The 11939-nt window shown below is 70.2% G+C and carries 9 protein-coding genes; 2 read left to right on the top strand and 7 right to left on the bottom strand.

The genetic code is table 11. The annotated features are described in order from the left end of the window. Positions 1–57 precede the first annotated feature (57 nt). From VGE03_RS01045 to VGE03_RS01035, 3 genes are all read right to left on the bottom strand, one after another. Entirely contained in the window at positions 58–282 is a 225-nt protein-coding gene (locus VGE03_RS01045; RefSeq protein ID WP_331044611.1) for a hypothetical protein, read from the bottom strand. 143 nt (positions 283–425) lie between these two features. Beyond that, positions 426–1616: a hypothetical protein gene (locus VGE03_RS01040; protein WP_331044610.1), complete on the bottom strand. Its 1191-nt coding sequence runs from the start codon at positions 1614–1616 to the stop codon at positions 426–428. A gap of 68 nt (positions 1617–1684) precedes the next feature. Continuing rightward, on the bottom strand, positions 1685–3964 hold the full coding sequence (locus tag VGE03_RS01035; RefSeq protein WP_331044609.1) for a polysaccharide biosynthesis tyrosine autokinase: 2280 nt from the start codon (positions 3962–3964) through the stop codon (positions 1685–1687). Positions 3965–4390: 426 nt separating this feature from the next. On the opposite strand from VGE03_RS01035, the gene VGE03_RS01030 reads away from it, so the two are divergent. After that, a complete protein-coding gene (locus VGE03_RS01030; protein WP_331044608.1) occupies positions 4391–4753 on the top strand; it encodes a hypothetical protein in 363 nt (120 codons plus the stop codon). Here VGE03_RS01030 and VGE03_RS01025 read toward each other — a convergent pair. From VGE03_RS01025 to VGE03_RS01010, 4 genes are all read right to left on the bottom strand, one after another. After that, a complete protein-coding gene (locus tag VGE03_RS01025; RefSeq protein ID WP_331044607.1) occupies positions 4750–5760 on the bottom strand; it encodes a M48 family metallopeptidase in 1011 nt (336 codons plus the stop codon). The genes VGE03_RS01030 and VGE03_RS01025 overlap by 4 nt on opposite strands. 2 nt (positions 5761–5762) lie before the next feature. Beyond that, entirely contained in the window at positions 5763–6458 is a 696-nt protein-coding gene (locus VGE03_RS01020) for a polysaccharide biosynthesis/export family protein (protein WP_331044606.1), read from the bottom strand. Between the two features lie 19 nt (positions 6459–6477). Continuing rightward, positions 6478–7272 (bottom strand): tyrosine-protein phosphatase, encoded by a 795-nt coding sequence (locus VGE03_RS01015; protein WP_331044605.1) that lies wholly within the window; start codon positions 7270–7272, stop codon positions 6478–6480. 106 nt (positions 7273–7378) lie between these two features. Next, on the bottom strand, positions 7379–9577 hold the full coding sequence (locus tag VGE03_RS01010) for an AGE family epimerase/isomerase (RefSeq protein ID WP_331044604.1): 2199 nt from the start codon (positions 9575–9577) through the stop codon (positions 7379–7381). A gap of 452 nt (positions 9578–10029) precedes the next feature. On the opposite strand from VGE03_RS01010, the gene VGE03_RS01005 reads away from it, so the two are divergent. After that, complete coding sequence (locus tag VGE03_RS01005) at positions 10030–11931, top strand: nucleoside-diphosphate sugar epimerase/dehydratase (RefSeq protein ID WP_331044603.1); 1902 nt, start codon at positions 10030–10032, stop codon at positions 11929–11931. The last annotated feature ends 8 nt before the right edge of the window (positions 11932–11939 follow it).

Genomic DNA, 11939 nt, shown 5'->3' with positions numbered 1-11939 from the left:
CAAAGCTCTTGTCGGCACGCGTTACGACTACGAAGGCGTAGCGCGGACCGGGTCGGCTTAGTCGCTTTCCGAGTCGTCGTCCGAAGCGACAACCACGACCGCGACGATCACGGCGGTGCCGATCAGGAGCACGGGCATCGGAATGCCGGCGAACTCCGACGAGGCGTCGGCGCGAGCGCCCACGCGGTCGCCAACGCGAGCGGTGGCGGTGGTGTTGGCGGCGGCGGCTTGGCCAGCCACGAGCAGCAGGCCGGCCGTTACAGCGGCGATGGTCTTACGCATGCTAATCCCCTTCAATCAGGTCTTTGGTACGGGCTGGCCCGCGACGTATCGAGAATGGGTATAGGGGCCGAAGGTTTCGAAATCAATACGATTCCGGTCGCTCATGATGCAAATCGGCCACCGTTAAGACATTAAGCCGCCCCTCACGGGAGGCGGCTCACAGCCACCTTGTCCAGCCAGGCGACGGTTCGCGAGCGTTTGTCGTCGGGGCGCGTTTCGAGGCGCAGCCATTGGGCCTGACAGCCCGCCGGAATGGTGAAATCGGCCCTGAACGGGGTCCAGACCTGGGCTCCCGGCGCGGCGGCGGGGGCGGACAGGACCCGCAGGTCGCCCGGCGCGCACGTTACGGTGATCGCCAGCCGCGCGGCAGGGTCGCCTTCTTCCGCGCGGGATTCGGCGGTCAGGCGGTAGCGGCCCGGCGTCAGGAACATCAGCTGTTCGGCGATTCTCGACGAGGCGTAGCCGTCGTAGTCCACGCGCAGGGCGGGATCGGCGGTGCGCACGTCGTCCGGCACGATCTCGGCCACGACGCCGGCGTCCTGGGCGAGGGCCCACTGGAACGGCGCGGGCGCGGAGGCGTCGCCGAAGCCGCCGTTGGTGACGAGCGTGGCGTTCGACGGACGGTTCAGCCGGGTGCGGACCACGCGGACCGCCTCCAGCTGACCCTTTTCCAGAAGCTGGATGTAGAGCTGGTGCAGTTCGTCGTTGGTCAGCGGCGCGCGACCGGCCTGCAGCATGATGGCCAGATTGACGGCGACCTGGAGGCCGCGGGCGTCGGCGTGCAGGCTTTCCAGATAGGCTTGCCGCCAGGGCGGGCTGGCCGACAGCAGCACGGCCACCTCGGGCAGGGCCCGGGCGCCGTCGAGGGTGGCGGCGGTGGTGAACAGTTCAAAGATGCGCGGGCGCATGTCGTCGCGGCGGCGCACCAGGGTGTCGGCGTGGGCGAAGGCGGAGGCGTAGTCGCCCGCCTTCAGCCGGTGCTGGACCAGCCAGGCGTGGGACGGGTCGTCCCGCAGGCTCCAGTTGCCGGCCAGGGTCAGGATGTCGTCGGCGACGGCCTCCCGCCCGGCCTGGGCCTCGGTCAGGCCGATGACGCGCAGGGCGCGGACGTCGAACGGGGAGCGGGCGAAGGCGTCGCGGGACAGGGCGGCGGCGTTGGCGTACCGGCGCGGATCATTGTCCTTCTGGCCGGCGGCGAACTCGCTCTCGGCCGCGCGGCGCAGGACCAGCGGCGAGCCCGGCGCTAGCCGGATGGCGACCTCCGCCGGAGCCCGCTGGATCAGCGGCTGGATCACCACCTGCCATCCCAGCACGACGCCGGCGGCGATCAGCACCCAGGAGGACGCTTCGGCGACCCGGCCGCGACCGGGCGCGGCCGTCGCGGACGGAGCCGCCTGATCCCTCAAGCGGACTTGCCCTTCTTGCCGCCCTTACGCTCGCTTTCGACCCCGTAGTTGTAGTCGTACGCGTAGTCGTAGCCGCCGTAGTTGGTGGTCTTGGCGTTGAACTTGGTCAGCACGGCGCCGAGCAGGCGGGCGCGGCCCATCTTCAGGCGACGCAGGGCGCCGCGGGCCTGACCGCGACGGGTGCCGCGCGATTCCAGCACGAACAGCACGCCGCCGACCGTGGCCGCCAGCAGGGGCGAGTCGGCGAAGCCCAGAACCGGCGGGCCGTCGACGATCACGTGGTCGAAATTGGTGCGGGCTTCGTTCAGGAACTGGCGCAGGCGATCGCCGCCCCACAGTTCGGCCGGGTTGGGCGGCAGCGGGCCGCAGGGGATGAAGAACAGATTGTCCTGACGGGTGCGCTGCACGACGGTCGCCAGATCGGTCGAGCCGGAGAGCAGGTTGCTCATGCCGCGCTCGTTCTCGACGCCGACCACGCGGTGCATGGACGGGTTGCGCAGGTCGCCGTCGACCAGCAGCACCCGCTTGCCGACGCGGGCCAGGTTGAGGGCCACGGCGTAGGCGGTCGTCGACTTGCCCTCGGCCGGACGGGCGGAGGAGACCAGCAGGCTGGCCGGCGCGCCGTCGGGCGTGGAGAACTGCAACGCCGTTCGGAGCGAGTAGTAGGCCTCGGAGAAGCCGGAGCGGATGTCGGCCAGGGCGGCCGAGGTCGTCTGGCCCTTCTCGAGCAGCGGCACGACGCCCAGAACCGGCACGCCCAGCTTCTTCTCGACGTCGTCCGGGGTGGCGACGGTTTCGTCGAGGGCTTCCAGCACCAGGGCCGCGACCACGCCCAGACCCAGGCCGAAGATGGCGGCCAGGGCGAGGTTGATGATCATGTTGGGCTTGGACGGCGCCGGGGGCGGGGTGGCGTTGTCGACGATCGAGATGTTGTTGGCGGTCACGTTGCCGGTGACGCCGACTTCCTTGTAGCGCTGCAGCAGGCCCTCATAGAGGGTGCGGGTGGTGTCCAGCTCGCGCTGCAGGATGTTGTACTGGATCGAGCGGTCACGCAGGTCGAGCACGTCGCCCTTCAGCGCATTGACCTGACCCTGCAGCGAACGCTCCTGGTTGGCGGCGACGACATACTGGCTCTGGATCGAGGCGCGGATGTTGGTCGCGAGGGCGCGGATCTGGCCGTCGATCTCGGTGATCTGGCCGCGCAGACGGACCATTTCCGGATAGTCGGCCTGATAGATGCTCGACTTCTGCTGGTACTCGGCTTCCAGCTGGGCGCGTTGTTCGCCCAGGCGCTGGATCGACGGGTTCTGCAGGACTTCCGGCAGCGTCATGACCTCGGCCGTGCGGGCCGAACGCCAGCGCTCCTCGGCCGCCACGCGGGCGGCGCGGGCCTCGGCCAGGGCCGAGTTCAGGGCGACCAGGTTGTTCGAGGCCAGCGATTGCGAGCTGCCGCCCGAAGAGTCGGCGCCGCCTTCCGACGGCTCGCCGACGTTGATGATCTGCTGGTTGGCGGCATAGGCGACCAGCTGGCGCTCCGCCTCTTCGAGGCGGGCCTTGGTCTGGGCGATGCGGTCTTCCAGGAATTCACGGGCGTAGGCCGACGACTGGAACTTCCGGTCGAGGTTGGCCTGGATGAAGTTTTCGGCGAAGCCGTTGGCGACGCGGGCGGCGACGACCGGATCCGGGTTGTCGAAGCCGACGGCCACCAGGCGCGAACCGCGCACCGGGGTCACGGCGAGGTTTTCCTGCACATAGTTGAGCGCGGCGTTGCGGCGGCGCTCGGCCTGGGCGGCGGCGGAGCCGTTGGCCGCCGGGGGTTCGACGCCGAGGTTGCGCAGGGCCTGGTCGGAGCTGGCCAGGCCGAGGCTTTCCACCACGCGCTCGGCCAGCGAGCGGCTACGCAGCAGGCCGTACTGGGTCTGGAAGAACTCTTCCCCCTGCGCCATGCTTTCGCGCGGGCTGACGTCCTCGGCGGAGTTGAAGACGCGGGCGGCCTCGCGGTCGATCTGCAGGGTCGCCTGGGCGGTGTAGATCGGCGTCATCAGCAGGGTCAGGGCGGCGCCGACGGCGAGCGCCGCCAGGAAGCAGCCGATGATCAGGATGCGGTGCTTGATGGCCAGGCGCCAGTAGGCGCCCAGGTCGAACGCCGGGGCCTCGTCAGCGTCGTCGGACCAGACCCCGTGCTGGGTTTCGTCGTACGCACCCTCGCCGAACGGCCCGGACGCGCGGCCGGGGCGCGGGTTTCGTTCGTCAGCGAAGTGATTGTCGCCCAGCATCATGCCATCCGTCACATCATGGCGGCCGGAGCCGCCGATCGAAATCCAACCGGGCTGATACCGCAAAGCCCTACACCACGCACACGAATTCGCGTTCGCGCGGCCTCCGCCATGTCGCGGGGCAGGCCCCCCGCGGTCAAGCCTTGTCTTCGGTCTCCGCGGCGATCAGGCGCGCGGACCGAGGCGCTCGTCATCGGTGGGCGGGAGCTCGGGACGGGACGATGGCCGCAAAACCGGAGACAGGCTCACTTCGCTGTAGAGCCCGGCGCCTCGTCCGGCGTAAGGAGCCGCTTCCGCGCCGCGGGACAGGCCCCGCCGACGGTCGCGCGCGTCACTGATGCGTGTCGCCATGAAACAACCCTCCGACCCGATGGATACGCCCAATCCATGACACCTTCGAATCACGGAAAGCGGCGCACTCCCCGCATGTCGAACACCCGGCTGAGAGACATGTTCCGTGCGGGGACGGTCCTTTTCGCCTTCGCCGTGGCCTGGTTCGCCTTCACCCCGTCGACCGGCGTGGAAAGCGGGTTGCCGTGGGACAAGGCCAACCACGCCGTGGCCTTTCTGACCTGGACGATCCTGGCCGGATGCGGGTGGCCGCGGGCAGGTTTCCTGCGGTTGGCGGCGGTGATGCTGGCGCTCGGGATCGGCATCGAGCTGGTCCAGGGACTGCCGGCCGTGGGGCGGGACGCGGATGTCTGGGACGTGGTCGCCGACATGACCGGCTTCCTGGCGGGGTGGGGCCTGCTGGCGGCCGCGACGGCCCTCGGACGGCGGCGTGCCTAGGGGATGAGCGCCCGGTTCGCCGCCCTGCGTGCGGCGATGTCGGCCAGCACCGGCTGCAGGGCGCGCCGGCGGGATGAGGCGGATTCATAGACGCCGCCGCTGTTGACCTGCGCATAGCGCGCGCCGCGGTCCGCTTCCTCGTAGCTGGTGAGAAACTCGACGGATCGCCAGGGATCGAACCCGGCGCGGGTGAGCAGGAACAGCCCGGCCTTGTCAGCGTCGGCCTCGGCGCTTAGCGACAGGCCGCGGCGCAGGCTGATCGCCCAGTTGGAGGCGCCGCGGGTCCCGGTGACGTCCGGCTGGGTCCGATGCTCCAGCACCGCATGGGCCAGTTCGTGGGCCAGGACGAAGGCCAGCTGATCGTCGTCGGCGGCGACGCTGACCATGCCGTCGGAGATGAAGATGTTCCGGCCGTCGGCGCGGCTGCGCAGGGTGCCGGTGACCTCCACCTGGGTGGGGTAGACGCAGGCGAGGACGGGACGGATCGTGACCTCGCGCTCCACGCCGTCACGACGGACCCGCAGGCTGACGGGCCCCCGCGCCGCGGCGGCGTCCAGAACCGCGATGTTGGCCTGCAGGCCGTCGTAGGATTCGACCGCCGCCTCGCCGCGTGACAGGGGCTGGCCGTTGACCGACAGGATCAGGTCGCCCTGCGCCAGTCCGGCCTCGCCGGCGGGACTGTCGGCGGGGGCGGCGAGTACGCCGGGCAGGTCGCCGTCCAGGCCATAGCGGGCCTCGGCCAGCGGACGCAGTTCGCCGCCGTACTGGCTGGCCGACTGCAGGGTCCAGCCCGCGCGCCGCCGGTTGACCGGGCAGAGGTCGGCATTGGCGCGGGCGAGGGTCCAGGAGACCCGTGCGACGCGGACGTCGACGGCGTTCAGCGCTTCGAGGCGGACGGCGGGCGGGGCTTCCGCGAAACCGGCGTCCGGGGACGGGTGGCCGCAGGCCGCCGCCCCCAGCCCGAGGACCAGAAGGGCGGCGAGGACCGGCGCGCGGCGCGCCGTCATGATCAGAACGGGCGGAAGATCGACAGCGCCGGCAGGGCGCCCACGACTTCACGCAGCGCCGAGTTCAGGCGCGAGGTGTCGACCACGATGATGTCGTCGCCCAGCACCACCGGATCATCGGCGCGGCCCTGGCGGATCGCCTGCAGGTCGAACAGGGCGACCGAGCGTTGGCCGTTCACGGTGCGGAAGACCGCCACCTTGGTCAGGTCGGCGACGCGGCTGGGGCCTTCGGCCATCGCCACGGCCTGCAGCAGGGAGGTGGTGCCGCGCATCTCGTAGACGCCGGGCTTGGTCACGGCGCCGTCGACGGTGATCTTCTGGCTGGCGGCCTCGGTCACGGTGACGGTGACCTGCGGATTGCGCAGGTACTGGGCGCTCAGGCGGGTGGCGATGTCGGCCGACAGCTCGCCGGCGGTGCGGTCGGACGCGCGCACGGCGCCGATCAGCGGCAGCTGGATGTTGCCCGAGGTGTCGACGGTCAGCGAATCGAAGGACAGGTCCTGGACCTGGAAGACGCGGATGGCCAGCTTGTCGCCGACGCCGATGCGGTACTCGGCCTGCGAGGTGGCGGAGACCTGGGCGGTCTGCAGGTCCACCGGCTGGGCGGCCGTCACCTGGGACAGGTCCATGCGGGGACCGCCGCAAGCGGCGAGCAGCAGGGCCGTGGCGGTCAGGACCGGCGGGAGGGCGCGCATCATGCGACAGTCACCTTGAAAATCAGGCGGCCTTGAACAGCCGTTTGAGAAAGCCCGGCCGACTGGCCGGACGAGGGGCGCCGACCGCGGGCGGGACCGAAGCAGGCGTAGCGTTTTCCAGCACGGCGAGGGGTCGGGTCAACACCATGTCTTTCGCCGCCTGTTCACCGAGACGATTCGACACCGCCTCGACGGCTTCGGAAAGCACCGGGGAGCGGCTGCGCAGATTGTGCGCGTCGGTCGCCAGAATGTGGACGATGCCCTCGTCCAGCATGCGTTCGGCCCAGTACTGGGTGCGCTTGCCGAAGCGGCCGGTGACCGAGCCGGCGGTGATCTGCATCCAGGCGCCGGCCTGGGCCATCTGGACCATCAGGTCGTACTGCTCCTCGATCCAGCGCAGGCGCTCCGGATGGGTGATGAGCGGATGGAAGCCGGCCGCCATGCAGTCGAACACCGCGTCGGCCATGCGCGGCGGGGCGGTGTTGTGGGGCGGTTCGAACAGGAAGTAGCGGGTGTCGGCCAGCGTCAGCTTGGTCCCGTCCCGCAGACCTGAGGCGAGGCCCGGAACCAGATGCACGTCGGCGCCGGTGACGAGGCGAAGGGGAATTCCCGCCTTGTCCAGCTCGGCCTGGAGCGCGACCACGGCCGCGCGGACGCCGTCCGAGGTGTTTTCGTAATAGCCCGGCATCATGTGCGGGGTGCAGGCGGTCACCGTGATCCCGTCCGCCACCGCGATGCGCGCCATGGCCAGCGAGGTCTCCAGGTCCGGCGCGCCGTCATCGATGCCCGGCAGGATATGGCAGTGGAGGTCGATCACGTCGGTCTCGCGTTGCAGCGGCGTCGCCCTACGGGAGACGCTCGCGGCTGAACAGGGGATGAAAGGGCCGCCCCCGCGGTCCGGCCTCAAACGTGCAAACAGGCGTTTAGTTCAATCCGAACGGCGCCTCGGTGATGATGCCCGCCTCGGCCGCGGCGCACACCTGATCAAAGGCGCCGACGATGTGATACAGCGAGCTGGCCGGGGCCGGCTCGTCGATGAAGGCGCCCGCGGGCTCCAGCTTGTCGCGCCAGGCGCCGTTTGGACGCAGGTAGAGCGCCAGACCCGCCGCCGCCTTGCGCGCCTCGGCCAGTCGTTGCTCCCGCTCCGATCCCCCCGCCAGTTCGGCGAAGGCCAGGGCCGCGCGCAACCATTCGGTCTGGGGCCACAGGCGCGCCCGCGCGCTGCGCACCGCGAGGCTGTCGTCCAGTTCGTCGATGGCGACGCCGCGGCGCGGATCGACGCCGCGCAGGCCATGGACGTAGAGCCGCTTCGCAGCCGCCATCGCCCGCTCGTCGCCCCGGTTCAGCGCATGCCGGGACAGCAGCCAGGCCCATTCGAACTGGTGGCCCGGCTCGACCAACTGACCGTCCGCGCCCGGCGCAGGGTTCCAGTCGGCGTCGAAGAACTCGCGCAGGAAGCCGCCCTCGGCGTCGATGAAGCGGGTCAGGGCCAGTTCCGCCAGGCTGTCGGCGACGTCGTTCCAGCGCGGATCGACGCCCCGCGCCGCCCAGGCCTGGGCGGCCTCGAACAGATGCATGTTGGCGTTGGCCTGATAGGGATGGTCGCCGCTTTCCTTCCAGCCGCCGTTCGGCAGGCGCTCGGCGAACAGGCGGTCGAGCATGCGCCCGGCCTGGGCCTCGCACAGGTCGGTCCGGATGCCCGCGGCATGGACGGCCGAGAGGGCCAGCAGGGTGAAGGCCTGCTCGTACAGGACGATCCCGTCGTCCAGCACCGAGCCGTCGGCGTTCAGCGCATTGCGCACGGCGCCGTCGGGGCGAAGGTAGCCGGCGAGGAACTGCTCGAGCCCCTTCTCGACCCGCTCGCGCCAGGGACCCGTCCAGCCCTGCGCGCCGGCGCGGGCGAAGACATAGATCTGGCGCGTCTGCACCCGGGCGCGACGGCGGCTTTCGACCGGTCGCCCCTCCAGCGTCAGGGTTTCGACGAAGGCGCCGTCCGGATGGACGCCCAGCGTCGCCCACAGCGGCAGGGCGGCGGTGCGCATCCAGTCGCCGAACCGCTGGTAGGGCGCGCGCTCGGCGGCGTCGGGGACGTCGGCGTGGCGGGGCGCCTCGGCCTTGACCCGGTCGACCACCGCCTTGACGTCCTGGGCGCGCGACAGGTCGCACACCAGCACCGCGTCGGGCTCGGCGATGACGGCGATGTTCGAGACCCCCAGGGTGGCGACGACCATGCCGTCCGCCGCGCGGACCAGGGTGCCGGCGCTGTCGACGCCGATGTGCAGCCCGGTATGTCCGGCCCCGGTGGCCAGCACCGAGTCCCAGGCGCCGACGTCGGACCATTCGAACGCGACCGGCAGGACGGAGGTCCGGTCGCTCTTCTCCATCACCGCGTAGTCGATCGAGATGCGCGGGGCCTCGCGGAAGGCGTCGTTCAGGCGCACCAGCGGGCCGGTCAGGTCGGCCGGCAGGGCGGCCCGGGCGGCCTCGGCGATGCCGGGCGCGTGGCGGGTCAGCTCATCCAGCAGGGCGGCGGCCGAGACGATGAAGTTGCCGCTGTTCCACAGGAAGCCGTCGGCCAGATAGCGGGCCGCCGTGGCGGCGTCGGGCTTTTCGACGAAGCGCTTCACGGCGGTCAGGCCGGCGCCGTCGGGGCAGATGTAGCCATAGGCCGGGGACGGCCAGGTCGGGGTCACGCCCAGGGTGACGATCCGCCCGCGCGCCGCCTCGTCGGCTGCGGTCCGGACGGCGGCCTGGAAGGCGGCGGCGTCGGGGATGTGGTGGTCCGAGGCGATGATGGCGGCGACGCCGTCGGGATCGCGACGCTGAACGAAGGCGGCGGCGGCGGCCATGGCCGGGCCGGAATCCCGGGCCTCGGGCTCCAGCAGGATGGTCGCCTCGATCCCGATGGCGGCCAGTTCGGCCGAGATGGCGTCGGCGTGGCCGAGGCCCGCCACCACGACCACGTCGCCCTCTGCGGCGAGCGGAGCCACCCGCAACACCGTCTCCTGGAACAGGGAGCGGGCGCCGGTCAGGGGGAGGAACTGCTTGGGCCGTCCGGGACGTGACGCGGGCCACAGGCGCGAACCCGCGCCGCCGCACATGATCACCGGATAGATCTTCATGAGTTCCCCACGGACGCCGCGATCCCGCTTCTAAAGGCAGATTGGCTCCGCGTCTCGGAACAGTTTGTGTCGCCCGGTGTCAATGGATGTTCGACCTGCCTCCGGATCACTCAAGAAATCGGCCTTTTTCTACATGAACGGCTTTCTGGAATACTGGTGTTCCGGCAGCCGAGGCCGGTGTGTGGCCCAAGCGTGACAGCGGCGCAATAAGGGACTAGAAGCGTGGAACTTTTTCCGATCGGGCCGATTTGAGCGCATCGGGGCGGGCGTCATGCGGGGAAAAACCCTGTCGCGCGCGCAGTTTGAACGACCGAAGTGGAGGGCGACGGGATTCGTCACCGTACTGTGATCGCGGCGCGCTATTACTCAGGCGCGACGGGTCTTCCGGACGAAACCTGTCAGACGGGACAGTTTTGGGCAACGCAAACGTAATGTTGATCCGCGGTCTGAAGGTGGCGACTCGCGCCGGCGTCCGCGTCGTGGCGATGATCGGCGGCTATCTGGTCGCCTCGGGCAACGGCCTGACGCCGGACGCCATCCTGGACGCCACCCGGTCCGCCTGGGAGTTCGCCCTCGTCTTCGCCGCCCTGGGGTTGGCGCTCGATCTCGTTTTCCGGACCGACCGGGCGTTGTGGCGATATGTCTCGATCGTCGATGTGGGGCCGATCGTTCGCACCTCGCTGCTGACGGCGGCCATCTTCCTGGTGTTCAGCTTCTTCCTGGACCGCGGCGCCTCGCTGCCCCGCTCGACCCTTCTGATCGCCCCGATCTTTGATATCGGAATGACGCTGGCGCTCGTGCTGCTGCGCCGCATCGTTCACGACAAGGAAGCCCTGCTGGCCATCGCGCCCTTCGTGGGATCGCGGGATGAACGCAAGCCCCTGATCGTGGTCGGCGCCATGGACCGGGTCGAGACCTTCCTGCGCGAACTCGCCCGCAGCGGCGAGGCCTATCGTCCCGCGGGCATCGTCACGGACACCCGGGGCGCGGCCACCCGCGAACTGCGCGGCACCCCCGTGCTGTCGGGCGCCGCCGGCGCGTTCGAAATCCTTGAGGACCTCACCGACCACGATATCGAGGCGGCGATCGTCTTCCTCGACGACACCCTGACCCCCGTGGACTTCGGCGTGGAGCGGCTGGGTCAGCTGCGGACGCGCGGCGTTCACCTGCTGCGCGTGCCCAGCCTGGTCGAGGTGGGGGGCAAGGCCGATGAGCCGGTCATGCGCCGGTTCGAGCTGGAAGAGCTTCTGGCCCGCCCGCCGGTGCGGCTGGACGACGGTCCGCTGCGGGCCCTGGTCGCCGGCAAGCGGGTGCTGGTCACCGGCGCCGGCGGTTCGATCGGCTCGGAAATCTGCCGTCAGGTCGCCAGCCTCGGCTGCGGCCATCTGGTGCTGGTCGACAACTCGGAGTTCGGCCTGTTCAAGATCGAGCAGGAGATCGCCACGCGCTGGCCGACCCTGTCGCGTCGTGAATACCTGTACGACGTCCGCAACAAGGCGCTGCTGAAGGACGCCTTCGAGGCCGAGCGGCCCGAGGTGGTCTTCCACGCCGCGGCGCTGAAGCACGTGCCGCTGATGGAGAAGCATCCGTGCGAGAGCGTGCTGACGAACGTCGTCGGCACCTGGAACGTCGCCGAGGCGGCCAACGCCGCCGGGGTGAAGCACATGGTCTTCATCTCGACCGACAAGGCCGTCGATCCGCCGAACGTGATGGGCGCCACCAAGCGCCTGGCCGAGGCCGTGGTCCGCGCCCAGCAGACGGGCGAGGGCGGCAACACCCGCTTCAGCGTCGTGCGCTTCGGCAATGTTCTCGGTTCGGCGGGTTCGGTCGTGCCGACCTTCCGGGCGCAGATCGAGCGCGGGGGGCCGGTGACCCTGACCCACCCGGATATCGAACGTTACTTCATGACCATTCCGGAGGCGGTCCAGCTGGTGCTGCACGCCACCGCCCATTCGGCGGGCCAGCCCGACGGACCGCTGGGCGTCTTCGTGCTCGACATGGGCCAGCCGGTGAAGATCATCGACCTGGCCCGCCAGCTGATCGGCCTCTACGGCAAGGTCCCGGGCAAGGATATCGAGATCGAGGTCACCGGCCTGCGTCCCGGTGAGAAGCTGTTCGAGGAACTGGTCGACTCGACCGAGGTGGCCGAGATGTGCGGCCAGAGCCTGATGTGCGTCACCGACCGCATCGAGGGCGTCCGCATGACCGAACGGATGGTGCACAAGCTGGAGCAGACGGCGCGCACCGGCGACAACGCTGCCGCGCGGACCCTGATCTTCGACACCCTGGCCCGCGTGCGCGCGGTCGAGGACGAGCGTCCGGGCGCCGAGGTCGTGCCGATCAAGCGGGCCTGACCGGCCCG

This window comes from Brevundimonas sp., from assembly GCF_036400995.1.
Taxonomy (GTDB): Bacteria; Pseudomonadota; Alphaproteobacteria; order Caulobacterales; family Caulobacteraceae; genus Brevundimonas.
Note: the sequence above shows the minus strand (reverse complement) of the source record. Positions and strands in the feature narration are given on the sequence as shown.

Coding starts and splice junctions, on each gene's coding strand:
- VGE03_RS01045 (WP_331044611.1), bottom strand. CDS start 282: ATGCGTAAGACCATCGCCGCTGTAACGGCCGGCCTGCTGCTCGTGGCT.
- VGE03_RS01035 (WP_331044609.1), bottom strand. CDS start 3,964: ATGCTGGGCGACAATCACTTCGCTGACGAACGAAACCCGCGCCCCGGC.
- VGE03_RS01030 (WP_331044608.1), top strand. CDS start 4,391: ATGTCGAACACCCGGCTGAGAGACATGTTCCGTGCGGGGACGGTCCTT.
- VGE03_RS01025 (WP_331044607.1), bottom strand. CDS start 5,760: ATGACGGCGCGCCGCGCGCCGGTCCTCGCCGCCCTTCTGGTCCTCGGG.
- VGE03_RS01020 (WP_331044606.1), bottom strand. CDS start 6,458: ATGATGCGCGCCCTCCCGCCGGTCCTGACCGCCACGGCCCTGCTGCTC.
- VGE03_RS01010 (WP_331044604.1), bottom strand. CDS start 9,577: ATGAAGATCTATCCGGTGATCATGTGCGGCGGCGCGGGTTCGCGCCTG.